The 23,787-nt window shown below is 66.5% G+C and carries 17 protein-coding genes; 7 read left to right on the top strand and 10 right to left on the bottom strand.

Annotated elements, in window-relative coordinates:
• Nucleotides 1–4 precede the first annotated feature (4 nt).
• From CTR55_RS16235 to pilG, 8 genes are all read right to left on the bottom strand, one after another.
• Nucleotides 5–520: a chemotaxis protein CheW gene (locus CTR55_RS16235; protein ID WP_296287678.1), complete on the bottom strand. Its 516-nt coding sequence runs from the start codon at nt 518–520 to the stop codon at nt 5–7.
• A gap of 11 nt (nt 521–531) precedes the next feature.
• The gene (locus CTR55_RS16230; protein ID WP_296287677.1) at nt 532–1,566 is read right to left on the bottom strand and encodes a chemotaxis protein CheB; all 1,035 of its coding nucleotides are present in this window, start codon (nt 1,564–1,566) and stop codon (nt 532–534) included.
• Complete coding sequence (locus CTR55_RS16225) at nt 1,559–9,796, bottom strand: Hpt domain-containing protein (RefSeq protein WP_296287676.1); 8,238 nt, start codon at nt 9,794–9,796, stop codon at nt 1,559–1,561. Before CTR55_RS16225 ends, CTR55_RS16230 begins: the two co-directional genes overlap by 8 nt.
• Nucleotides 9,797–9,820: 24 nt before the next feature.
• On the bottom strand, nt 9,821–10,684 hold the full coding sequence (locus CTR55_RS16220) for a protein-glutamate O-methyltransferase (protein ID WP_296287674.1): 864 nt from the start codon (nt 10,682–10,684) through the stop codon (nt 9,821–9,823).
• 62 nt (nt 10,685–10,746) lie between these two features.
• Nucleotides 10,747–12,795, bottom strand: a complete 2,049-nt coding sequence (locus CTR55_RS16215) for a methyl-accepting chemotaxis protein (RefSeq protein ID WP_296287673.1) — start codon at nt 12,793–12,795, stop codon at nt 10,747–10,749.
• A gap of 83 nt (nt 12,796–12,878) precedes the next feature.
• Nucleotides 12,879–13,415, bottom strand: a complete 537-nt coding sequence (locus CTR55_RS16210; RefSeq protein WP_296287672.1) for a chemotaxis protein CheW — start codon at nt 13,413–13,415, stop codon at nt 12,879–12,881.
• Between the two features lie 52 nt (nt 13,416–13,467).
• Nucleotides 13,468–13,833: a twitching motility response regulator PilH gene (gene pilH, locus CTR55_RS16205; protein ID WP_024766237.1), complete on the bottom strand. Its 366-nt coding sequence runs from the start codon at nt 13,831–13,833 to the stop codon at nt 13,468–13,470.
• A 46-nt stretch (nt 13,834–13,879) separates the two neighbouring features.
• Complete coding sequence (gene pilG / locus CTR55_RS16200) at nt 13,880–14,287, bottom strand: twitching motility response regulator PilG (RefSeq protein ID WP_015475142.1); 408 nt, start codon at nt 14,285–14,287, stop codon at nt 13,880–13,882.
• 282 nt (nt 14,288–14,569) lie between these two features.
• On the opposite strand from pilG, the gene gshB reads away from it, so the two are divergent.
• From gshB to CTR55_RS16165, 7 genes are all read left to right on the top strand, one after another.
• On the top strand, nt 14,570–15,532 hold the full coding sequence (gene gshB / locus CTR55_RS16195; RefSeq protein ID WP_296287670.1) for a glutathione synthase: 963 nt from the start codon (nt 14,570–14,572) through the stop codon (nt 15,530–15,532).
• A gap of 56 nt (nt 15,533–15,588) precedes the next feature.
• On the top strand, nt 15,589–16,482 hold the full coding sequence (locus tag CTR55_RS16190) for an energy transducer TonB (RefSeq protein ID WP_296287669.1): 894 nt from the start codon (nt 15,589–15,591) through the stop codon (nt 16,480–16,482).
• 85 nt (nt 16,483–16,567) lie between these two features.
• Entirely contained in the window at nt 16,568–17,137 is a 570-nt protein-coding gene (locus CTR55_RS16185; protein WP_296287668.1) for a YqgE/AlgH family protein, read from the top strand.
• Nucleotides 17,134–17,571, top strand: a complete 438-nt coding sequence (gene ruvX / locus CTR55_RS16180) for a Holliday junction resolvase RuvX (RefSeq protein WP_296287998.1) — start codon at nt 17,134–17,136, stop codon at nt 17,569–17,571. The genes CTR55_RS16185 and ruvX overlap by 4 nt, the downstream gene beginning before the upstream one ends.
• A 139-nt stretch (nt 17,572–17,710) precedes the next feature.
• Nucleotides 17,711–18,223, top strand: a complete 513-nt coding sequence (gene pyrR / locus CTR55_RS16175; RefSeq protein ID WP_296287666.1) for a bifunctional pyr operon transcriptional regulator/uracil phosphoribosyltransferase PyrR — start codon at nt 17,711–17,713, stop codon at nt 18,221–18,223.
• Nucleotides 18,224–18,268: 45 nt separating this feature from the next.
• Entirely contained in the window at nt 18,269–19,273 is a 1,005-nt protein-coding gene (locus CTR55_RS16170) for an aspartate carbamoyltransferase catalytic subunit (RefSeq protein WP_296287663.1), read from the top strand.
• Nucleotides 19,270–20,541, top strand: coding sequence for a dihydroorotase (locus CTR55_RS16165; protein WP_296287662.1), 1,272 nt, complete (start codon nt 19,270–19,272; stop codon nt 20,539–20,541). Before CTR55_RS16170 ends, CTR55_RS16165 begins: the two co-directional genes overlap by 4 nt.
• A gap of 243 nt (nt 20,542–20,784) precedes the next feature.
• Here the strand turns inward: CTR55_RS16165 and CTR55_RS16160 are convergent, their stop codons facing one another.
• Both CTR55_RS16160 and CTR55_RS16155 read right to left on the bottom strand, forming a co-directional pair.
• Nucleotides 20,785–21,954 carry a PLP-dependent aspartate aminotransferase family protein gene (locus tag CTR55_RS16160; RefSeq protein WP_296287661.1) on the bottom strand — a complete coding sequence of 390 codons (1,170 nt, stop codon included), beginning with the start codon at nt 21,952–21,954 and terminating at the stop codon, nt 20,785–20,787.
• Entirely contained in the window at nt 21,951–23,324 is a 1,374-nt protein-coding gene (locus CTR55_RS16155) for a cystathionine beta-synthase (protein ID WP_296287660.1), read from the bottom strand. The genes CTR55_RS16160 and CTR55_RS16155 overlap by 4 nt, the downstream gene beginning before the upstream one ends.
• Nucleotides 23,325–23,787 lie beyond the last annotated feature (463 nt).

Raw genomic sequence — 23,787 nt, 5'->3', positions numbered from 1 at the left:
CGGGTCAGATCAGGCCGGAGTCGGCCAGCTTCTGTTCCAGCGCGGCCAGGTCGGGGATGCGTGCCTGGGCGTCGCCCAGGTCCACCGCATCCAGCTCCAGCGGCGAGAGCGGTACGTCGGCGCGCTTGAGGTCACTGCCGACCTTTACCGAGCGCGGAATGCCCTGCACCAGCAGGGCGAAGAATTTCACGTTGGGCCGGCCGCCCAGGGCGTTGATCACGATCACCCGCGCGCCAGGGCTGACTTCGGCCTGGCCGCCGGACGCCGCCTCGAAGGACAGCAGCGGCAGGCGCAGGTCGCGCCAGGCTACCTGGCCCAGGTACCAGGACGGCAGGCCGGCCACCGGTTGCGGGGCGCGGTAGGTGATCAGCTCGGCCACCGCGACGTTGGGCAGCAGCAGGTTGCGGTCGGCCAGCGGCACCAGCAGGCCGGTCAGGCTGCTGGGGGCGGCGTTGGCCGCGGCAGCATTGGCAACGGCGGTAGTGGCAACGCCGGCATTGGCGACGGGAAGATCACTCATCGGGCCTTATCTCACTGCGTAACGACGCCGACGCATTGCTCGGCGAGATGATTGACCAGCGCCGCCGCGAGCTCGCGCGGGTCGCCGGAGAGGGTGCTGTAGCCACCTTCGCGCAGGCTGTCGGGCATGCTCGAGCAGGCGCAGCTGTCGGCGCGCTGGGTCCAGATGGGCGCGCCCTGGCGGCGTACGTAGGCCGCGGCGGCACTGCCGTCGCTGCACATGCCGCTGAACACGATCACCCCACAACGCCCGCCGTACTGCTGGGCGAGGTTGAGCATCATCTGGTCGATGGACGGGCTGTAGGGTTCCGGCCAGCTGCGGGCCTCCACGCGCATCCGCGCCGAGGCATCGAAGCCCAGTTCCTGGGTGATCGGCACTACCACCACTTCACCGCAGCGCACCGGATCACCGTCGCGCACGGTGTTGACGTGCCACTGGCTGTGGCGGCCGACCGCTTGCGGCAGGTTGGCCTCGAACGCAGGATCGATGTGCTGGGCATACAAAAAGCCCACTGGCAGGCCGCCGGGCAGCGCATCGAGGAAAGTCTTCACCGCCGCAGGGCCGCCCAGCGAGGCGGCCAGCAGCCAGACCTGCGCCGCCGGTTCACCGGCCTTCAGCGGGGATGCCGCGAGGTCCTCGGGCAGCGTCACGCGGGTCGGCCGCTGCGCTTCGTCGAGCAGCGCAGCCAGGCTGCGGCCAACACCGGCGCTAGGGTCGCCCACCAGCTTGCGCAGCTTGGAGACCAGCCGCCGCTCCCAGCGCGGGTAATGTTCGGAATGCCGCTCGGGCGCATGGCCTTCGCCGAACAGCACGGGCACCCGCGACTGTTCCAGCAGGTTGTCCACCAGCGGCGAGTCTTCCTGTTGCGCCAGGTCCACCAGCCACAGGTCAGTCTCGCAGGCGTCCAGCTGATCGCTTTCAAGGCGCGCCGGGTCCGCGTTGAGCACCACCTGGTAGCCGTGACCGGCCAGCGCCTGCGCCAGTACATGGCGCTGCAACGAGGTATCGGCAATCACCGCGATCCGCGGCGTGCTCTGCTCAGACATGAGCCTTCACCAGCTTGTGGATGTTCTCCAGCAGCTCGGATTCCTGGTACGGCTTGCCCAGGTACTGGTTGACGCCGATGGCCAGGGCACGGTCGCGGTGCTTCTCGCCGGTACGGGAGGTAATCATGATGATCGGCAGGTCCTTCAGCTGTTCATCGTGGCGCACCAGGGTGGCCACCTCGAAGCCGTCCATGCGCGGCATCTCGATGTCCAGCAGCATGATGTCGGGCTTGTGCTCCTGCAGCTGGGCGATGGCGTCCACCCCGTCCTTGGCGGTGAGCACGTTCATGCCGTTGCGCTCCAGCAGGCGGCTGGTGACCTTGCGCACGGTGACCGAGTCGTCCACCACCATGACCAGGGTCGGGCGCTGGTGCTCGATCTCCGCCACGCTGGGCCCGGACAGCTGGCGGCGCGGGGCGTGATGCAGGAGTTGCGCGTGGAGTACGCGGATGGTCGCCAGCAGGTCGAGAATCACCACCACGCGGCCGTCACCCAGGATGGTCGCACCGGAGATGCCGCTGACGCCGGCGAACTGCGCGCCGAGGCCCTTCACCACGATCTCGCGCGAGCCCGCCAGGGCATCCACCTGCACTGCCACGGCGTGGTCCGCCGAGCGCACGAGGATCACCGGCAGCGGCAGCGACTGCCCGACCAGCTTGGGATGCTGGCCGTTGTTGAGCAGGTCGCCCAGGTATTTCAGTTCATAGCTCTGGCCGGCGTACTCGAAGCTCGGCGCGGCGCCGGTTTCGTCGGCGGCGGCCTGCTCGTAGAGCGCCTCCAGCTCGTACGGGGAGACCCGCACGATGCCTTCGATGGTGTTCAGCGGCAGGGCGTACAGGTCCTCGCCGGAGAGCACCATCAGCGCGCGGTTCACCGACACGGTGAACGGCAGGCGGATGTCGAAGCGCGTGCCTTCGCCGACGCTGGAATGGATGCTCATGGAGCCGCCGAGCTGTTTCACCTCGGAGTTCACCACGTCCATGCCCACACCACGGCCGGAAATCTGCGTGACCTTCTCGGCGGTACTGAAGCCGGCCTCGAGGATGAACTGCAGCACCTCGTGATCGGTCAGCTCGCTGTCGTCGGCCATCAGGCCGCGTTCGACGGCCTTGCGACGCACCGCTTCGAGGCGAATGCCGGCACCGTCGTCGGCGAGGGTCAGGAGGATGTCGCCACCCTCGCGACCGAGGGTCAGGCGGATGGTGCCCTGCTCGGCCTTGCCAGCGATGCGGCGGGCTTCGCCGGATTCGATGCCATGGTCGACCGCGTTGCGCAGCATGTGCTCCAGCGGCGCGACGATGCGTTCGAGCACGGTGCGGTCCATCTCGCCTTCGGCGTTGCTGACCACGAACTCCACCTGCTTGCCCAGCTCGCTCGCCACCTGGCGGACGATCCGGCGCAGGCGCGGCACCAGGCGGTCGAAGGGCACCATGCGGGTGCGCATCAGGCCTTCCTGCAGCTCGGTGTTGACCCGCGCCTGTTGCAGCAGCAGGGTCTCGGCGTCGCGGTTCTTGGCGGCGAGGGTTTCCTTCAGGTCGAACAAGTCGGAAGCGGATTCGAACAGCGCGCGGGAGAGCTGCTGCAGCTGCGAGTAGCGGTCCATTTCCAGCGGGTCGAATTCTTCGTAGCCGGCGCGCTCGGCGTCGGCCTGGTGGCGCGAGAGGATCTGCGCCTGGGTTTCGGTATCGAGGCGGCGCAGCTGGTCGCGGACCCGTTCGATGGTGGCATCCATCTCGCCCAGGGTCGAACCGACGTCGCTCACCTGCTGCTCGACGCGACCACGGAAGATCGAGGTCTCACCCGCGAGGTTGACCAGGCCTTCGAGCAGTTGCGCGGGCACCTTCACCAGTTCCTGCGGCGCGCGGCGCGCGGCGGCTTCCTGGGCGGCTTCCTGGGCGCGGCGGACGAAGGGCAGCACCACTGGTGCATCGATGCGCTGCGGCACGGCTGCAGCCATGATGGCTGCCGGCAGCGTCGGCAGGTTCACCGGTGCCGGCTCTTCGACGACCGGGTCGATGATCTCCGCTTCGCTGATCTCGACCTCACCCAGGTGCAGGCGCAGCTGGTCGACCTCGGCCTGCAGGCCTTCGAAGCCGGACTGCACGTCCAGCAACAGGCTTTCCGGCCAGGGCGCACCCTGCTGCTGGGCTTCGCCCAGGTGCTGTTCGAGGTCATGGGCGAGGTCGCCGAGGCTGGACTGGCCAGCCAGGCGCGCACCGCCCTTGAGGGTGTGGAGGATGCGCAGCAGTTCGTCCAGCGCACCGTTTTCGCGTTCGCCGTCCCAACGTCCCAGCGCCTGCTCCATGCCTTCGAGCAGGTCGTCGGCCTCTTCCAGGAAGATATCCAGGATGTCGGCTTCCGGGCCTTCCGACCCGGCGTAGGACGAGCTGATGGCGTGCAGGCTGACGCTGCTGGGGATGCTCAGCTGCTCTTCGGGATTGGCACGAAATCGGTGGATCGCGTCGATCAGCGATTCACCTCCCGGAATCCGGCGATGCTGCTGGACCGCCTCGAGCATCTCGGCGAGACGGTCGTGGCAGCGCTGCAGCAGCTCGAAGAGCGTCGGGCTGGCGCGCAGGCGCCCGCCGCAGAGGCCTTCGTAGAGGAATTCCAGCTCGTGGGCGAGGTCGCCGATGGGGCGAATCTCGGCCATCCGCGCGCCGCCCTTGAGGGTGTGCAGGTCGCGCTGCAGCGATTCCAGCTCGAGGCTGTTGTCGGGGTTTTCCATCCAGCGCTGCAAGGCGCCGGAGGAGCTTTCGAGAATGTCGAAACCTTCCTCGAGGAAGATTTCCACCAGCTCCTGGTCGCGGTCTTCGCTCAGTTCGTACTCGCTGTCCTGCACACCCGGTGCTTCAGGGACAAGAGCGGCCGGCTCAATGGCTTGCGGCTCGACCTGCGATGGCCCGGCGATCCCGGCTTCGACTTCGGCTTCTTCGAGGAAGGCCTGCAGGTCGATCTCTTCGGGTGTGGAATCCAGTACCGGCTCGGCGGCTACTTCACGATCAGCGCCTTCAAGATCGATGTCGTCGAGGGAGATGGCTTCCAGGTCGATGCTGTCGAGGGCGATAGCGTCCAGGTCAGCCGCTTCCAGCTCTTCAGCGACTTCGGCCTTCGCTGCCGCTTCAGCGGGCAGCTCCAGTTCGATGTCGTCTTCGATGACCTGCGGCTGCTCGGCGACCTCGCCTTCTCCGGCAGTGGCTTCGTCGGCGAGCAGGTCCTGCTGCGGCTGCGCGGCCAGGGCCTGCGGCACGTTCAGGCCAGCGGCCGGGTTCTGGCGGAAGGTGCGGATGGTCTGCACCAGGTCGGCCGGGTCGGCCAGCGCCTGGCCAGCCTGCAACTGGTCGAGCTGGGTCGCCAGGCGGTCGTGGCAGGTGCGCAGCAGGTCGCCCAGCGGCTGGCTGTGCTGGAAGCGATGGTCCAGCAGGCCTTCGTAGAGCGATTCGAGTTCGTGGGACAGGTCGCCGATCTCGCGGATTTCCGCCATGCGCGCGCCACCCTTGAGGGTGTGCAGGTCGCGCTGCAGAGTCGAGAGCGCGGCGAGGCCTTCGGGTGAGGCCAGCCACTGGTCCAGCGCCTGACCGGCGTTGTCCAGGATGTCGACGGCTTCCTCGAGGAAGATCGCCACCATTTCCTCGTCCAGCGCCCGCGGTGGCTGCTGCGGGGAGGGATAGGCGTGCGGGGTCTCGGCAGTGATGACGTCATCGTCGTCATCATCGGCAGCGCCGCGCGGGGCGCCGTCGTTGTCACCCCGCGCCGACCAGCTCAGGCCGTCGGGCAGGTTGTCGTCGTCCACCGGGCGACTATCGAGGAGGAATTCCTCGTCCTCGGCCGGGAAGTCCTCGGCGGTCAGGCTTTCCAGGTCGACGAACTCGATGCCCGAATCATCCTGCGGCTCGTCCTGAGGTACGCCGACGGGCGCATCGAGCAGACGGTGCAACGCTTCGACCAGTTCCGGACGGGCGCTGACCTGCAGCGCGGCAGCCACCTGGTCCATCATGCCGATCAGCGCCTCGTGGGCGGCCTCCGAAGCGGAGAAGAAGGCGTCGTCGGTTTCCAGATGGCCCTGGCGCACGGCACCGTAGACCGCCAGCAGCGCATCGGCCAGCTCGGCCATCTGTGGCAGTTCGGCCATCTGCGCACCACGGCTGAGGGTTTCCAGCTCGTCGTAGAGAGCCCCCAGTTCGTGGCGCTCCTGCGGGTGCTCGCGCCAACGACGCAGCAGATCCTCGGCGTCCAGCAGAATATCCATGCCCTCGGCGAGGAACATGCCGATCATCTGCGGGTCATTGCCGCTGCCGTCGCCACTTTCGCCGCGACGCTTGGCCTCGGCGGCTTCCAGGCGCTCCTGGTGAACCTGCGCGATGCGCGCCAGCAGTTCCGGGCTGCCCGGAATGGACGCCAACGGGTGGCCGGCGACGAGTTGGTCGAGGCCCACGCGGAACAGGCCTTCGGCGGCATGCAGCAGCTCGGCCTCGCGCAGGTCGACCTGCAGCAGGTTGGTCTTGAATTCCTTCACCAGCCGCTCCAGCGGCGTGGCGATTTCGGCGATCGGCAGAATGCCGGCCATGTGCGCGCTGCCCTTGAGCGTGTGCAGGGCGCGCTGCAAGTCGTCGGTCACCGGCTGCGGCAGCTGCTGCGCGCAATCGGCGAGGAAGCCGACCAGGGTCTGCAGATGGGCTTCCGCCTCGTTGCGGAAGATTTCCAGCAGTTGCGGATCGAGGCTTTCGTCGAGACCTTCGTTGGCGGCTTGCGCGGCAATCTCTTCGACATCCGCCAACTCGGGGGTGATGTCTTCGATCTGCGGCGTTGACTCCGGCAGCCCGCCACCGGGCGGCGGCACCGGCTGCCCCTTGGCCAGGGCGTGGGCGGTGGCGGCCAGGCGGTCGACGTCATCGCGCTGGCGCTGGGCGCTGGCGGCGTATTCATCGACCAGTTCGGGCATCAGTGCGACCACATCCTGGATCACCTGCAGCACGGCCGGAGAGGCCGAAATGCTGCGATCCAGCACGCGATTGAGCAGGTTTTCTATGGACCAGGCCAGCTCGCCGATCACCAGCGCGCGAACCATCCGGCCACTGCCCTTGAGGGTGTGGAAGGCGCGGCGGATCTCGGTCAACGCGTCGCGGTCGTCGGTGTTGGCGAGCCAGGTCGGCAGGTGTTCGCCGATGGTTTCCAGCACTTCGCCGGCTTCTTCGATGAAGACTTCGCGCAGCTCTTCGTCGATCGGTTCTTCGTCGGCGGGCGGCGGCAGCAGGCTGGGCGGCACGTCCTGGGCAGGCGGGTTGATCGCCTGGACCGGGGCAGCCATGACTTCGGCCAGGGACAGCGGCTTGGTCGGCGCCTCGGCGACCGGCTCGGGCTCTGCCGGCGGGCTGGGCAGCTCGACTTCCGGCAGGTCCAGGTCGGCAATGTTTTCATCGCTCCAGGCCTCGGCCTGGAAGGCCGGCTCCTCGGCTTCGGCCAGCGGTTCCAGCGGTTCCAGCGGTTCCAGCGGTTCCAGCGGGGCATCGAGGCTGAGGTCGACGCCAACATCCAGCGCGGTGGGTTCGTTCAGCTCGCCCAGGGTCCAGTTGTCATCGCTGACCAGCGAGGCTTCCTGCGCCGCTTGCCCTGCGGTGACCGGCTGGGCGTCGAAGCTCAGATCGTCCAGTGACTCCAGGGTGGCGGGCAGTTCGGCTTCGCGGTTTTCCAGACTGGCGAAGCTTTCGTCCAGCGCCAGGGACGGCTCGGGCGTTTCGCTGGCCGGCTGGCTGAGGTCGACGCTGAACCAATCCTCTGTGGCTCCTGCATCCGCTGCCTCCAGCGGAGCGAGGGTTTCCAGACTCCAGCTCAACTCATCGGCGACTGCCGGGGCAGGAGTGGCTTCCAGCGTCTCGAGGCTGAACTCGATGCTGTCGGCCTTGTGGCTGTCGTCCAGCGACCAGCCTTCATCGGCCAGGGTGGTATCGGTGATCGGTGCGGCCGGCTCCAGCTCGATATCCCAACTGAGGTTTTCCGGCTCCACAGGCGCTGCGGGCAACTCCGGCTCGGCGGCCAGCGGCGCAACCTCGTCCAGGGTCCAGGCGCCCGCTTCGGCGCTGGGCTCGGCAACCGGCAAGGCAGAGTCCAGCTCCAAGTGCTCGAAGGTGAAGTCCTGCAAGGTTTCACTGGCGGTTGGCGCTTCCGGTGCGGCGGCCGGTTCGAAGTCGGCCAGCAGCAGAGGCTCTTCCGCCGCAGCCGCTTCGACGACCGGCTCGAGGGATTCAAAGGTGAAGCTGTCTTCGCTGTCGGCGGTTGGTGGCACGTCGAAATCGGCCAGGTCCAGGGCCGGTTCTGCGGCCGGGGACGGCTCTACGGGCTGTTCGAGCGACAACGCCTCTACCGCAACCGCTTCGAAGCGGTCGGCGATGTCCAGCGGTGCGGCCAGCTCCGGCGCGTCCTCCACTGGCACCGACACGATCGGCTCGGCCAGCGGCTGCGCAGCCAGCACGTCGATTTCGTCCAGCGGGTTGTCCAGAGGAGCGGGCGCGAAGGCGCTCGGCTCGGCGTCGAGAATCGACGGACGCGGCTTGAGCGAGTAGCCCAGGCTGTCCAGGCTCTCCTCGGCCACGTCGAGGATCATGTCGCCCGGTGTGTTGTGGTCTTCCGACAGGCGCTCGAGGTAGTACTCGACGCTGGTGATGGCGTCAGCCAGGGTGTCCAGGCTGTGCCAGTCCGGCACGGCCTGACGCACCAGCAGTTGTTCCTGGATGTAGCGATTGCAGTTTTCCAGCAGTTTCGCCGCACGTTCCTGGGAGATCATTGCCAGGCCGCCGCGAACCTGCGTCAGCAGTTCCGGCACGCGGGCCAGGTGTTCGTGGTTCCACTGCGAGGCGATGAACTCGATGATCGCGTCCTTGGCCAGTTCCAGGCCATTGCGCGCTTCCTTGATCACCACCTGGTGGATCTGCTCGACGTCGGTGGTCGGCAGGACGTTCTCTTCGCGGCCCGGCTCCTCGCTCGGACCGACCATGCCGGCCAGAGTCGCCTCGACGTAGAGCAGTGCACCGGCGACGTCCATCAGGGCGGCATCGTTGGGCTCGCGTTGGCCACGGGAGAGTGCGCTGACCACGTCGATCTGGTCGAGGATGACCTTGCGCGGCTGGCCAAAGCCCAGCACAGCGAGGGTGTCCGCGATCTGCTTGAGCGGCGCGAGCAGGCTGCCCAGCTCGCTGAAGGCACTGCGGTCGCTGCGTACGAAGAGGTCAAGGCTGTCCTTGACCCGCACCAGCTCCTCGCACAGCGCACCGACAACCGAGCGCATGGCATCGCGGTCGGGGCCGGCGAGGCGGGCGCGTTCCTCGTCTACCAGGGCGGCGCCCGGCAGGGCGTCGTCGAGGCGGTACTCGTCCTTCACCGCACGCACGCGCGGCGACTGGTCGGAGGCCTTGGCCACGTAGAACAGCAGGTTCTTGATCAGTTCTTCCGGCGCCGGCTGGTTCATGGCGTCGGCGCCCTGGTCGACCAGGCGCTTGAATTCGCGGTCGACCTGGCGCAGCAGGTTACGTACCGAGGTGCCATTGGCGATGCTGCCGTTGGCCAGGCCTTCGATCATCGCCGAGGCGATCACCCACAGGCGGCCCAGCGGAGCGTCCTTGCACAGGGATTCCAGACGGGCGAAGACGCGCGCCAGGTAGCCCAGGTTGGTCGGCAGGTCCTGGTTGCGGATGACGCCAACCAGCGCGACCTGCAACATCTGCCGCAGCTTGCGCAGCAGGGCCGGCAGTTCGGCGGTGCGCAGGCGCGCCAGGGCGTCCACTGGCAGTACCGAGGAGGGCCGGGACAGGTCCGGGGAGAACAGGCTGGTTTCCGACAGCAGCTTCTCGCCACGGGCGGTACGCAGGTCATTGAGCAGTGGCAGCACGACCATCGGCAGGTCGCGGCGGGCGCTCTGGATTCGCTCAAGGTAGGCCGGCAGCTGCAGGATGGCCTGCATCAGCACTTCCAGCGCCTCGCTTTCGCTTGCGACGTTGCCGTCGATCAGAGCCTGGACCAGGTACTCCATTTCTTCGGCGAGCAGCGCTGCGCCGTAGAACTCCACCATCTGCAGGGTGCCACGCACCTGGTGGATATAGGCCAGGCAAAAGCCCATCCGCGTCGGGTCCTGGGGGTTCTCGACGTAGGATTCGAGGGCTTGCCGCGCCTGCTTGAGCGTTTCGGCAATCTCGCCTTTTACCCATTCCAGGGCGACATAATCGTGCCGATCACCCATAGCCACTCCACTCATGTGTCTGTGTCATCCCTTCCGGGTAAAAGCCAGAACGCGCTCATCGGCGACCGGTTCGAGCAGCGGGTGGTGCCAATCGGCCACCTCGCCCACGCCGATCACCAGCAGTCCCCCAGGCGCCAGCCGCTCGGCCAGGCGATTGAGGATGTCCCGCCGCCGCCAGCGGCGGAAATAGATCAGCAGGTTCTGGCAAAAAATCACGTCCATGCCGGACATTGGCGCCTTGGCCAGTTCCAGCACATTCAGCCGGGCGCAACAGACGCGCTCGGCGAGATCGGGTATCACACGGTATCGACCGTCATCCTGCGCGCTGAAGTAGCGCGTGGCCAGTTCCGGGTCGATATCCGCAAGCTTGCGCGCCGCATAGGTGGCTTCGCGAGCACGGCTCAGGGCATTCAGGCTGATATCGGTGCCGGTCACGCCGAACAACGGCGCAAGGCCTGCCGATTCCAGTACCTGGGCTGTGACCATGGCCAGGGAATAAGGCTCCTCGCCGCTGGAACAGCCAACACTCCACAAGGCCAGCGGCCGGCTCGGGCCGACCTGTTCGAGGCGCTGGAGCAGGTAGCTTGCCAGCACGTCGAACGAAGCCTTGTGACGAAAGAAACGGGTTTCCTGAACGGTGAGACGGTCCAGCAGGTTCGACCACTCGACCGCGCCGCGCGGGCCGTCGGTGACCTGTCGGTAATAGGTGCCGTAGTCGCTGATGCCCAGCTCGCGCATCCGCGCGCCCAGGCTGGTCTGCAGGAAGGCACGGCGTTGTTCGTTGACGACGACGCCGGTGCGGTCTTCCAACAGTGCCTGCCAGTCGCGGAAGTCCGCAGCCGACATGTCGGCCAACGGCTGCAACGACCAGACGCCACTTGCCTGCATGTCGCGCCCCTCGCTCAAGATTGTCGTGCGCTACCCGGTAAAGAGCAGCGCACCTCCTCTGCTCAGGCCTGTTCGGCGATGTCCGGCAGTTTGAAGCCGGATACGGAGTGGCGCATCTCGCCGGCCATCTTGGCCAGGTTACCAATGCTGCGCGCGGTGGCGGTGGTACCGGCGGAGGTCTGCGAGGTGATCTCCTGGATCACGTTCATGGTGTTGGAAATGTGGCCGGCGGAGGAGGCCTGCTGACGGGCGGCGTTGGAGATGTTCTGGATCAACGCGGCCAGGGTCTTGGATACCTTCTCGATCTCTTCCAGGGACACACCGGCGTCCTGCGCCAGGCGGGCACCGCGTACCACCTCGGAGGTGGTCTGCTCCATCGAGATCACCGCTTCGTTGGTGTCGGTCTGAATGGTCTTCACCAGCGCCTCGATCTGCTTGGTCGCCGCGGAGGAACGTTCCGCCAGGCGCTGTACTTCGTCCGCAACCACGGCGAAGCCACGGCCCGCGTCGCCCGCCATGGACGCCTGGATCGCGGCGTTCAGGGCGAGGATGTTGGTCTGGTCGGCAATGTCGTTAATCAGGCTAACGATGTCACCGATCTCCTGGGACGACTCACCGAGGCGTTTGATCCGCTTCGAAGTGTCCTGGATCTGCTCACGGATGTTGTCCATGCCGGTGATGGTGTTGTGCACCACTTCGTTGCCCTTGTTGGCGATGGCTACGGAACGTTCCGCTACCGCCGAGGACTCGGAGGCGTTCGCCGATACCTGGTCAATGGACACGGCCATTTCGTTGATCGCGGCGGAGGCGCCGGCGATTTCCTGGGCCTGGTGCTCGGACGCCTCGGCCAGGTGCATGGCAGTGGCCTGGGTTTCCTGGGCGGCGGCGGCCACCTGCACAGCGGTCAGGTTGATGGTTTCCACCAGCTCGCGGAGCTGGTCGATGGAGTAGTTGATGGAGTCCGCGATCGCACCGGTGAAGTCCTCGGTCACGGTCGCGGCCACCGTCAGGTCACCGTCGGCGAGGTCGGCAATTTCGTCGAGCAGTCGCAGAATCGCCGCCTGGTTTCGTTCGTTCTTCTCAGCGGTCTCGGCCAGTCGGCGGTTGGTTTCACGCACCATCACCAGGCCGATGAGGATGATCGCGCCCAGGGCGAGAATACCCAGCGCGGCGCTGGCGACCTGGTTGAACACTCGGCCTTCGGCCAGGTTCTCGAAGCCGGCGGCGAGGTTGGAAGCCTTGTCCAGCAGGGTCTGCGAGCCACCGAAGATGGTGTTGGCGGCTTCACGGACCTGGAACAGTTCCGGGGAGGTTTCGAGGATCTCGTCCACCGAACCGGAGACGAATTCGAAGAGTTCGGAAATCTCGTTGAGGCGGTCGACGGCCTCGGCGTTGGTCACCTTGGAGATGCTCATCGCCGCGTTGCCGTCCTTCATGCCCTTGAGCACGCGGCCGAAGAGGCTGGCGTCACGGCCGAAGCTGTCGGCGGCCTGCACCGAGTTCTCGTCACCGGCGAGCACCTTGTTCACCGAGCCGAGGATACGTTCGGCCAGCAGCGACTGGCGCTGGGCTACCGCAACCTGGTCGGCCGGGGCGCCGTTCTCCAGCAGGATGTCGACGACCTCTTCGTATTCCACCTGCAGCTGCGGGATGGTTTCGGCGAGGGTCGCGGCTACCTGGTGCAGGGACAGTACGGTCTGTTCGCTGGCGAGGATGGAGTCGGCGTTCTTGCGCAGGGTGTCCCAGTCCTTCTGTACTTCCGCCATCTGCGGTTGTACCGAATCCGGGCTCGGCGGCAGGCCGGTGCTCTCGTCACCCTTGGAAAGGATGTTCCAGCGCTTCTCGAAGTCGTTGCGCGCCTCTTTCAGCAGCTTGAACGCCTCCGCCTTGCCCGCCGCCGCTTCCGTGGCGTTCTTGGCGATACGCTGGGACAGCACCCGCAGTTCGCCGGCGTGGCCGATGTACTGCTTGTCGTGGTTCGACTGGGTGTTGAGGTAAGCGAAGTTGGCGAACAGCAAGACGATCGCCACGATCAGGACCACGAAGAGTCCGAGGATCAGCGAGCTGCTACGCGCACCCGAAAAAAGACTGCCTGCCTTTATATTTTTCATATTCGGCCCCCGCCTGGACCCACCACGATTACGGTTTCCATGTCACAACAAGGGCCGGCAAAACCGGCCCAACCGGTCAAACTCTAGCTGGCGACATCCAGGAACCCGGGGTGCTCAGCCAGCGCATGCGGGCTGAACACGAGCCAGGGTTGCTCCCGGTGGAAGACGCCATGGATAAAGGGTTGCAGGACCGCTTCGAGGGGCGGCAGCTGCTCGGAGAAGGTGTCCACCGGGAAGTGCTGCATGCCGAACACTTCATCGACGATGAGTCCGGCGAAAACTTCCTGGTGTTCCACGACGAGCACGCGCCGTTGCTTGCGTAGAGGCGACAGCTCCACGCCGAGGAAACCGCACAGATCCATGACCGGCAGCAGGCGGCCGCGCACGTTGGCGACCCCCTTGACCCAGTCACGGACACCGGGCAGCAGTGTGTAGCGCGGTTCGTGAAGAACCTCGCCGACCTCCCCCATGGGCGCCACGAACAGGCGCCCAGCCATGCGAAAGCCGATACCGTTCCAGCTCTGCACCACCTCGCGCTGGGCGGGCAAACCCGCGGCCAGCTGACGACAGCGCTGATCGATCTGGACGAGAACCTCGAAAGGACTCTGGACTTCCGCCATGCCGGCCCTGGCCTTCTCTAATAATTATGTTCAGGTGTGCAGGCAGGCTGTATCAGCCGGCCAGCACCGAATTGATGGTCTTGAGCAGTGTTTCTTCGTCCACCGGCTTGGTCAGGTAGTCGCGAGCGCCCTGGCGCTTGCCCCAGACCTTGTCGGTCTCCTGATCCTTGGTGGTGACGATGATCACCGGAATGGCGCTGGTTTCCGGGTCCTTGGACAGCTGACGGGTCGCCTGGAAGCCGTTCAGGCCGGGCATGACGATGTCCATCAGGACGACGTCGGGCTTTTCCTGGCGAGCCAGGGCCACACCATCGGCGCCATTTTCGGCCTTGAGTACCTGGTGCGAGTGCTTTTCCAGCATCGCGGTCAGCTTGTACATCTCGGTCGGCGAGTCATCAACAATCAGAATTCGAGCCATTGTGGTCCCCATACGGAATAGGCGTCACCGGCGCTTGCGCCGGACTTCAGGAAGCGTGCTCCACCGGGGTGAAGTCGGGCACATGGGTCTTGATGGCGCCGAGCAGTTCTTCCTTGCTGAAAGGCTTGGTGAGGTACTGATCGGAACCAACGATGCGACCCTTGGCCTTGTCGAACAGACCGTCCTTGGAGGACAGCATGATCACCGGCGTGGATTTGAAGGCACTGTTGTTCTTGATCAGGGCGCAGGTCTGATAGCCATCCAGGCGCGGCATCATGATGTCGACGAAGATGATGCTGGGATGGGTATCGGCGATCTTGGCCAGCGCGTCGAAGCCGTCGATGGCTGTAATGACATCGCAGCCGACTTTCTTCAGCAGGGTTTCAGCCGTGCGACGAATCGTCTTGGAATCGTCGATCACCATTACTTTCAAACCGTCGGAATGCTGTTCCATGTTCGCCCTTACCATCTCGGTGAGTCGTTTTTTCCGCTTTTTATTTCAGTGCGCTAGCGCCCTGCCACCGTCGGGCTGCGACCCAATCGTGGGAACCTTTTACCACAATCGTCAGAATCTTTACCACGCCCAGTAAATTCAGGCCATAAGACCCCGAACGCGCAGGCTTTTTCCTTGACCGAGCGCACATCCAGCGCCACCCTGAGCGTCCATTTTCAGCCTTGGCGGCGCGGCTCAAAGTCGCAGCCTCAAGCCCACCGACTCCCCCCAGGAGGACATCCCATGAGCGTACGCCTCGGGATCGTGATGGACCCCATCGCGCAGATCAGCTTCAAGAAGGACAGCTCGCTGGCCATGTTGCTCGCAGCCCAGGCCCGTGGCTGGCAGCTCTTCTATATGGAACAGCAGGATCTTTACCAGAAAGAGAACGTCGCCCGCGGCCGCATGCGCCCGCTCAAGGTGTTCTACGATCCGGCCCACTGGTACGAGCTGGAAGAGGAAGTCGACCAGCCGCTGTCGGACCTGGACGTGATCCTGATGCGCAAGGACCCGCCCTTCGACAACGAGTTCGTCTACTCCACCTACCTGCTGGAACAGGCTGAAACCGCCGGCACGCTCGTCGTCAACAAGCCGCAGAGCCTGCGTGACTGCAACGAGAAGTACTTCGCCACGCTGTTCCCGCAGTGCGCGCCACCAACGGTGGTGAGCCGCCGGTCCGACATTCTCCGCGAATTCGCTGCGGAGCATCGTGACATCATTCTCAAACCCCTGGATGGCATGGGCGGATCGATGATCTTCCGCCACCGCGAAGGCGACCCCAACCTCTCGGTGATCCTCGAGACCCTGACCCGTCACGGCCAGGAGCAGGTCATGGCGCAGCGCTACCTGCCGGCCATCAAGGACGGCGACAAGCGCATCCTGATGATCGACGGCGAACCGGTGGAATACTGCCTGGCGCGCATCCCGGCGCAGGGCGAGACACGCGGCAACCTGGCTGCCGGCGGCCGTGGCGTGGCCCAGCCGCTGACCGAGCGCGACCGCTGGATCGCCGCGCAAGTCGGCCCGGAGCTGCGCAAGCGCGGCCTGCTGTTCGTCGGCCTCGACGTGATCGGCGAGAACCTCACCGAGATCAACGTCACCAGCCCGACCTGCATCCGCGAGATCGATGCGGCCTACGACACACACATCGGTGAGAGACTGATGGCAGTCATCGACGAAAAGCTCAAGGCGCGCAGTGCGTCATAGACTTTTATAAGCCTCGTCGGCAGACTTCCGCCCCTCCCTGGCCTACGCGACCCGCAATGAACGCTGCAACCCACCAAGACTTCCCCGTGCCCTCCGGCGTACGTCCGGCGGACCGTCTGGGTTTCACCCTGTTCATTGCGGCCATCCTGCATGTGGCCGTGCTGCTGGGCGTGGGCTTCACCATGCCCTCGCCCAGCCAGTTGAGCAAAACCCTGGAAATCACCCTGGCCAGCTTCAAGAGCGACAAAGCGCCCGAGAAGGCCGACTACCTCGCCCAGATGAACCAGCAGGGCAGCGGCACCCTGGAACACAAGGCGGTCCCCAAGACCACCGAGCAGGCGCCGTTCCAGGACACCGAGGTCAAAAAGGTCTCCCCGCCGGCCACCCCGCGCCAGGCCAAGAGCCCGGAAGCGCCCAAGACTGCCATTGCCACGCGCAGCCCGCGCCCGGACAAGGTGCAGACCAAGCAGCAAACGCCCAAGGCTGAGACCGTCGCCAAGCCGGCGCCGCAGTTCGACTCCGCCCAACTCTCGGCGGAAATCTCCAGCCTCGAAGCCGACCTTGCCCGCGACCAGCAGGCCTACGCCAAGCGGCCGCGCATCCACCGCCTGAGCGCCGCCTCGACCATGCGCGACAAGGGCGCCTGGTACAAGGAAGAGTGGCGCAAGAAGATCGAGCGCATCGGCAACCTCAACTACCCGGACGAAGCCCGCCGCCAGCGCATCTATGGCAACCTGCGGTTGCTGGTATCGATCAACCGCGACGGCTCCCTGTATGAAGTGCAGGTGCTGGAATCCTCCGGGCAACCCCTGCTCGACCAGGCTGCCCAGCGCATCGTCCGCCTGGCCGCGCCCTTCGCCCCCTTCTCCGGCGACCTCAAGGACATCGACCGTCTGGAAATCATCCGCACCTGGCGCTTCGAGCGCGGCGACCGCCTGTCCAGCAACTGAACCGGCGCGCCGGATGGCGCCGTATGGCCTCCGCTGACGTTTTCAAGTCTTGTCCCTTTGGCCCCCAGGCCTGACACTAGCCGGCATGAAAAGCACAGCCGTCAGCTACCTCAAGCACCACTTCCTCATCGCCATGCCGCACATGGCGGACTCGAATTTTGCCCAGACCGTCACCTATCTCGTGGAACACAACGAGCAGGGCGCCATGGGCCTGATCATCAACCGCCCCAGCGGCCTGAGCCTTGCCGACGTGCTCGAACAGCTGCGCCCGGACGAACTGCCGCCGGTGCGCTGCCAGGGCGTGACCATCTACAACGGCGGCCCGGTGCAGACCGACCGTGGCTTCGTCCTGCACCCCGCCGGGCGCAGCTACCAGGCCACTCTGGAACTGGGCGAGCTGTCGCTGTCCACCTCCCAGGACGTGCTGTTCGCCATCGCCGACGGCAGCGGCCCGGCGCAGCACCTGATCACCCTCGGCTATGCCGGCTGGGAAGCCGGCCAGCTGGAAGCAGAACTGGCCGATAACGCCTGGCTGACCTGCCCCGCCGACCCGGCGGTGCTCTTCGAGGTGCCGGCCGAGCAGCGCCTTTCGGCGGCCGCCGAGCGCCTGGGGGTCAACCTCAGCCTGCTGACCGCCCAGGCCGGGCACGCCTGATGAGCGCCAAGCCACTGCGCCTGCTCCTCGGCTTCGACTACGGCACCAAGCAGATCGGCGTCGCCGTCGGCCAGGCCATCACTGGCCAGGCCCGCGAACTGTGCGTGCTCAAGGCGCAGAACGGCGTGCCGGACTGGAACCGCGTCGAAGCGCTGATCAAGGAATGGCAGCCGGACGCCATCGTCGTCGGCCTGCCGCTGAACATGGACGGCACCCCCAGCGACATGAGCGAGCGCGCCGAGAAATTTGCCCGCCGCCTGCACGGCCGCTACAACCTGCCGGTGCATACCCACGACGAACGCCTGACCACCTACGCCGCCAAGGGCGAGCGCCTGGCCCAGGGCCAGCGCGACGGCTACCGCGAGCGCCCGGTGGACGCCCTGGCTGCCGCCCTGCTGCTGGAGGGCTGGCTGGCCGACAACGCCCCTGCCTGATCCGAGACCGGCTCTCCTTGACCTGAAGCAGCGCCAGGGGAGCGAAAGCCACTAAGCTTGCCGGACCACTCCTCGCGGAAGCGGTCCGCCCCGATCGCCGCCCGCGCCGGGTGGCCTCGCCAACCGAACCGGAGACGTCATGACCCTGCCCAATCCCGCCGAACTCATTTCACGCATGGCCACCGACCTGCGCAGCTACCTGGCGCAGCGCGGCATCGACGCCCCGCGCTTCGTCGGCATCCACACCGGCGGCATCTGGGTCGCCCAGGAATTGCTCAGGGAACTGGGCAGCAGCGAGATCCTCGGCATCCTCGACGTGTCCTTCTACCGCGACGATTTCACCCGCAACGGCCTGCATCCGCAGGTCCGTCCGTCGGAACTGCCTTTCGAGATCGACGGCCAGCACCTGGTCCTGGTGGACGACGTGCTGATGAGCGGCCGGACCATCCGGGCCGCGCTCAACGAGCTGTTCGACTACGGCCGTCCGGCCAGCGTGACCCTGGTCAGCCTGGTGGACCTGAACAAGCGCGAACTGCCGATTCGCCCGGATGTCGTCGGCGAAACCCTGTCATTGGCACCCAACGAGCGGGTAAAATTGCGCGGTCCCGCACCACTCGTCCTCGAGCGCACGCTTCTCAGCACCGCGCTGTAACCCCGCGCGCCCGGACCTCCACCTCCAACTTTCAGGGCCTGCCACATGCCGACCGACGCCAAGCGCCCGCTGCAGCTCAACGACCTGGGCCAGCTGCGCCACTTCCTCTCGCTCGACGGGTTGTCCCGCGAACTGCTGACTGAAATCCTCGATATCGCCGACTCCTTCCTCGAAGTCGGCGCGCGCGCGGTGAAGAAAGTCCCGCTGCTGCGCGGCAAGACCGTGTGCAACGTGTTCTTCGAGAACTCCACGCGCACCCGCACCACCTTCGAGCTGGCCGCCCAGCGCCTGTCCGCCGACGTCATCTCGCTGAACGTGTCGACCTCCTCGACCAGCAAGGGCGAGACACTCACCGACACCCTGCGCAACCTCGAAGCCATGGCCGCCGACATGTTCGTCGTGCGCCACAGCGACTCGGGCGCCGCGCACTTCATCGCCGAGCACGTCAGCCCCAACGTCGCCGTGATCAACGGCGGCGATGGCCGCCACGGCCACCCGACCCAGGGCATGCTCGACATGCTCACCATCCGCCGGCACAAGGGCAGCTTCGAGAACCTCTCGGTGGCCATCGTCGGCGACATCCTGCACTCGCGCGTGGCGCGTTCCGACATGCTGGCGCTGAAGACCCTGGGCTGCCCGGACATCCGCGTCATCGCCCCGCGCACCCTGCTGCCGGTGGGCCTGGAAGAGCAGTACGGAGTGAAGGTCTACACCAACGCTGACGAAGGCCTGAAGGACGTCGACGTGGTGATCATGCTGCGCCTGCAGCGCGAGCGCATGGCCGGCGGCCTGCTGCCCAGCGAAGGCGAGTTCTTCAAGCTCTACGGCCTGACCCAGAAGCGCCTGAAGCTGGCCAAGCCCGACGCCATCGTCATGCACCCCGGCCCGATCAACCGCGGCGTGGAGATCGAATCCGCCGTGGCCGACGGCGAGCAGTCGGTGATCCTCAACCAGGTCACCTACGGCATCGCCATCCGCATGGCCGTGCTGTCCATGGCCATGAGCGGGCAGAACGCCCAACGCCAGCTGGAACAGGAGGACGCGCAATGACCGTCAGTATTCGTGGCGCCCACCTGATCGACCCGGCCAGCGGCCTGGACAAGGTCTGCGACCTGCACATCGAGGCCGGCCGCATCATCGCCGTCGGCGACGCCCCGGAAGGCTTCCACGCCGCCCAGGAAATCGACGCCGCCGGCCTGATCGCCGCGCCTGGCCTGGTGGACCTGAGCGTCGCCCTGCGCGAGCCCGGCTACAGCCGCAAGGGCAACATCGAAAGCGAAACCCGCGCCGCCGCCGCCGGTGGCGTCACCAGCCTGTGCTTCCCGCCGCAGACCAAACCGGTGCTGGACACCTCGGCGGTTGCCGAGCTGATCCTCGACCGCGCCCGTGAAGCCGGCAACGCCAAAGTCTTCCCCATCGGTGCGCTGACCAAAGGGCTCGCCGGCGAACAGTTGTCCGAACTGGTTGCCCTGCGCGACGCCGGCTGCGTGGCCTTCACCAACGGCCTGGCGCCGATGGCCAGCAATCGCGTGCTGCTGCGCTCGCTGGAATACGCGGCAACCTTCGACCTGACGGTGATCTTCACTTCCCAGGATGCCGAACTGGCGGCCGACGGCATCGCCCACGAAGGCCCGACCGCCAGCTTCCGCGGCCTGGCCGGCATCCCGGAAACCGCCGAGACCGTGGCCCTGGCCCGTAACCTGCTGCTGGTGGAGCAGTCCGGCGTGCGCGCGCACTTCAGCCAACTGACCAGTGCCCGTGGTGTCGAGATGATCGCCCAGGCCCAGTCCCGTGGCCTGCCAGTCACCGCCGACGTGGCGCTGTACCAGCTGATCCTCACCGATGAGGCGCTGGCGGACTTCTCCAGCCTCTACCACGTGCAGCCGCCGCTGCGCTCGCGCAAAGACCGCGACGCCCTGCGCGAAGCGGTGAAGAGCGGCGTGATCCAGGCCATCGCCAGCCACCACCAGCCCCACGAGGCGGACGCGAAGAACGCCCCGTTTGCCGCGACCGACCCCGGCATCAGCAGCGTCGAACTGCTGCTGCCGCTGGCCATGACGCTGGTGCAGGACGGCCTGCTCGACCTGCCGACCCTGCTTGCGCGCCTGTCCAGCGGCCCCGCCGCCGCCCTGCGCCTGCCGGCTGGCAAGCTGGCGATTGGTGCGGCCGCCGACGTGGTGCTGTTCGAGGCCGACGGCCAGACCCTGGCAGGTGAAACCTGGCACTCGCGCGGCGAGAACTGCCCGTTCCTCGGTCACTGCCTGCCGGGGGTGGTGCGCTGCACCCTGGTGGACGGGCATATCGTCCACGCGGTGTAACGCTGCGCTGCTCCACGAAAAAGCCCGCCAATTGGCGGGCTTTTTCATGCTTCCTGTAGGAGCGAGCTTGCTCGCGAACCCGCATAACGCCGAAGCTCGGGATGTTCGCGAGCAAGCTCGCTCCTACGAAAAGCGCGTCAGTTGCGTAGGGCGCATAACCCGGAACGGGTTATCCGCCGGTAATGCCACGGCGTATAACGCTGGCGCGTTATACGCCCTACCCGAGCTGGCCGGAGAGGGTGATCAGATCATCGCCAACGCCTTGGCCAGGTCGGTGCGCAGGTCTTCCACGTCTTCCACCCCCACCGACAGGCGAATCAGCGAATCGCCGATCCCCAGCGCCGCGCGGTTCTCCGGCGGGATGCTGGCGTGGGTCATGATCGCCGGGTGCTCGATCAGGCTTTCCACGCCGCCCAGGCTCTCTGCCAGGGCGAACAGCTGGACGTTCTCCAGGAAACGCCGCGAGCCAGCCAGGTCAGTGTCCAGGTCCAGCGAAATCATCCCGCCGAAGCCTTTCATCTGCGTGCGCGCCAGCTCGTGCTGCGGGTGTGACGGCAGGCCGGGGTAATACACACGCTTCACCTGTGGTTGCTGCTCCAGCCACTTGGCCAACTCCAGCGCGTTGGCGCAGTGCCGTTCCATGCGCAGTGCCAGGGTCTTCACCCCGCGCAGGGTGAGGAAGGCGTCGAACGGGCCGGCGATGGCGCCCACCGAGTTCTGCAGGAAGCCCAGGCGTTCGGCGAGATCGGGGTTGTCGCCGACGATGGCGATGCCGCCGATGACGTCGGAGTGGCCGTTGAGGTACTTGGTGGTGGAGTGCACGACGATGTCGAAGCCCAGGTCGAGCGGGCGCTGCACGTAGGGGCTGGCGAAGGTGTTGTCGGCCACGCAGAGGATGCCGCGCTCGCGGCAGGTGCGGGCGATGGCAGCCAGGTCGGTCAGGCGCAGCAGCGGGTTGCTCGGGGTTTCCACCCAGACCATGCGGGTCTTGTCGGTCAGCGCCGCTTCCAGCGCACCGGGCTGGGTCAGGTCGGCGAAGTGAAAGTCATGCCCGGCACTGCGTCGGCGCACCCGCTCGAACAGGCGGAAGGTGCCGCCATAGAGGTCGTTGCCGGAGACGACGTGCGAGCCGGTGTCGAGCAGCTCCAGCACCGCCGAAATCGCCGCCAGCCCCGAGGCGAAGGCGAACGCTTTGCTGCCGCCTTCCAGGTCCGCCACGCAGCGTTCCAGCGCCCAGCGCGTGGGGTTGTGCGAGCGGCCATAGTCGAGGCCCTTGTGCACGCCGGGGCTGTCCTGACGGTAGGTGGAGTTGGCGTAGATCGGCGGCATGATCGCCCCGGTGGAAGGGTCCGGCTCCTGCCCGGCGTGAATCACGCGGGTGGCGAATCCGAGGCGGTCGTCGTGCTGGCTCATGCGAGGGTCCTCCGCAAATGGTTGAGCAGGTCGAATCTTGTGATCAGGCCGTGGAAGCCCGCGGCGTCGGCGATGATGGCCACCAGGCCGCGCCCGAGCACCGCTTCCAGCTCGGCGAGGCTGGCGCCGGGGGCGAGGGTTTCCGGGGCGTCGCTCATGGCGCTGGAGACTTCGCAGCGGTAGTGCGCCGGGTCGTCATGCACACCCATGAGGATGTCGGACTCGTCGATCACGCCCACCAGGCGCTGGCCGTCGAGCACGGGGAGCTGGGAGATGTCCGCCAGGCGCATGCGCTGGAAGGCGGTGAGCAGGGTGTCGCCGGGACCAACGCTGACCACCCGCCCCTCCTCGAAACGCCGCGCGATGATGTCGCGCAGGTCGCCGTAGTGCTTGCGTTGCAGCAGGCCTTGGTCGGTCATCCACTGGTCGTTGTAGATCTTCGACAGGTAGCGCGTGCCGGTGTCGCAGACCAGGCTGACGACGCGCTTGGGCACTTTCTGCTCGCGGCAGAAGCGCAGTGCGGCGGCCAGCAGCGTGCCAGTGGACGAACCGGCGGCGATGCCTTCGTTGCGCAGCAGTTCGCGGGCGGTGGCGAAGCTCTCCTCGTCGCTGATCGAGTAGGCGTGGCGCACGCTGGAGAGGTCGGCAATCGAAGGCACGAAGTCTTCACCAATGCCCTCCACCGCCCAGGAACCAGGCGTGCCGATGGCGCCGGAGCGCGAGTACTCGGCCATGATCGAGCCCACCGGGTCGGCCAGGACCATTTCCAGCGCGGGCTGGACCTTCTGGAAGAAGCGTGTCAGGCCAGTCAGGGTGCCGGCAGAGCCGACGCCGACCACCACGGCGTCGAGGTCGTGACCAGTCTGTGCCCAGATTTCCGGCCCGGTGCCGGTCTCGTGGGCCAGCGGGTTGGCGGGGTTGTTGAACTGGTCGGCGAAGAAGGCATCGGGCAGGTCCCTGGCCAGCCGTGCAGCGACGTCCTGATAGTACTCGGGGTGGCCCTTGCCGACGTCGGAGCGGGTGATGTGCACCTCGGCGCCCATGGCGCGCAGGTGCAGGACCTTCTCGGTGGACATCTTGTCCGGCACCACCAGCACCACCCGGTAGCCCTTGGCGCGACCCACCAGCGCCAGTCCCAGGCCGGTGTTGCCGGCGGTGGCTTCAACGATCACGCCGCCGGGCTTGAGCCGGCCGTCGCGCTCGGCGGCCTCGATCATGGCGACGCCGATGCGGTCCTTGATGGAGCCGCCGGGGTTCTGCGATTCGAGTTTGAGGAACAGGGTGCAGGGTCCGGTATCGAAGCGCGTCACGCGGACCATGGGGGTATTGCCGATCAGGTCGAGTACGGCAGGGCGGGATTCGTTGCTCATGGCAGCCACTCCTTCTGCGGCGCCCTGGGGATCGCCCGGCGGCGCCTGCTACTGTCCTCCTGACCTTAGGCGGCAGGCACAGCTCGCGCCAGGCGGTGCGACGAAAGACGGCGGTGAAGGAGTGGCGACTACCCGCGGACTCGCCCCTACAGTGATACGACGTGGCGAAGCGGTTTTATGTAGGAGCGAGCTTGCTCGCGAACAGACCTGGCGCCATGCGGTTCGCGAGCAAGCTCGCTCCTACAGGGAAAGACCGGCGCGAGATGCCGCCCACTCCCCCGCCCTGGCTGCGCGCCCCGCTCCGCAGGGAGAGGGAGCCGTTCGGTGTGCTCGGCTAGCTCCATGCTCGCCGGTAACGCAGAAGAGCGCGCCAGGCACGGATGTCCCCTCTCCCTTCAGGGAGAGGGTCAGGGAGAGGGAAATCCAAAGCTCGGACCATCAAGGAATGACAACAGCCCGACAG

The sequence above is a fragment of the Pseudomonas sp. genome, assembly GCF_002796985.1.
Taxonomy (GTDB): domain Bacteria; phylum Pseudomonadota; class Gammaproteobacteria; order Pseudomonadales; family Pseudomonadaceae; genus Pseudomonas.
Note: the sequence above shows the minus strand (reverse complement) of the source record. Positions and strands in the feature narration are given on the sequence as shown.

What these genes read in the sequence shown, in the direction of transcription:
- CTR55_RS16235 (WP_296287678.1), bottom strand. Translation starts at nt 520, where the DNA reads ATGAGTGATCTTCCCGTCGCCAATGCCGGCGTTGCCACTACCGCCGTT.
- CTR55_RS16230 (WP_296287677.1), bottom strand. Translation starts at nt 1,566, where the DNA reads ATGTCTGAGCAGAGCACGCCGCGGATCGCGGTGATTGCCGATACCTCG.
- CTR55_RS16225 (WP_296287676.1), bottom strand. Translation starts at nt 9,796, where the DNA reads ATGGGTGATCGGCACGATTATGTCGCCCTGGAATGGGTAAAAGGCGAG.
- CTR55_RS16220 (WP_296287674.1), bottom strand. Translation starts at nt 10,684, where the DNA reads ATGCAGGCAAGTGGCGTCTGGTCGTTGCAGCCGTTGGCCGACATGTCG.
- CTR55_RS16215 (WP_296287673.1), bottom strand. Translation starts at nt 12,795, where the DNA reads ATGAAAAATATAAAGGCAGGCAGTCTTTTTTCGGGTGCGCGTAGCAGC.
- CTR55_RS16210 (WP_296287672.1), bottom strand. Translation starts at nt 13,415, where the DNA reads ATGGCGGAAGTCCAGAGTCCTTTCGAGGTTCTCGTCCAGATCGATCAG.
- pilH (WP_024766237.1), bottom strand. Translation starts at nt 13,833, where the DNA reads ATGGCTCGAATTCTGATTGTTGATGACTCGCCGACCGAGATGTACAAG.
- pilG (WP_015475142.1), bottom strand. Translation starts at nt 14,287, where the DNA reads ATGGAACAGCATTCCGACGGTTTGAAAGTAATGGTGATCGACGATTCC.
- gshB (WP_296287670.1), top strand. Translation starts at nt 14,570, where the DNA reads ATGAGCGTACGCCTCGGGATCGTGATGGACCCCATCGCGCAGATCAGC.
- CTR55_RS16190 (WP_296287669.1), top strand. Translation starts at nt 15,589, where the DNA reads ATGAACGCTGCAACCCACCAAGACTTCCCCGTGCCCTCCGGCGTACGT.
- CTR55_RS16185 (WP_296287668.1), top strand. Translation starts at nt 16,568, where the DNA reads ATGAAAAGCACAGCCGTCAGCTACCTCAAGCACCACTTCCTCATCGCC.
- pyrR (WP_296287666.1), top strand. Translation starts at nt 17,711, where the DNA reads ATGACCCTGCCCAATCCCGCCGAACTCATTTCACGCATGGCCACCGAC.
- CTR55_RS16170 (WP_296287663.1), top strand. Translation starts at nt 18,269, where the DNA reads ATGCCGACCGACGCCAAGCGCCCGCTGCAGCTCAACGACCTGGGCCAG.
- CTR55_RS16165 (WP_296287662.1), top strand. Translation starts at nt 19,270, where the DNA reads ATGACCGTCAGTATTCGTGGCGCCCACCTGATCGACCCGGCCAGCGGC.
- CTR55_RS16160 (WP_296287661.1), bottom strand. Translation starts at nt 21,954, where the DNA reads ATGAGCCAGCACGACGACCGCCTCGGATTCGCCACCCGCGTGATTCAC.
- CTR55_RS16155 (WP_296287660.1), bottom strand. Translation starts at nt 23,324, where the DNA reads ATGAGCAACGAATCCCGCCCTGCCGTACTCGACCTGATCGGCAATACC.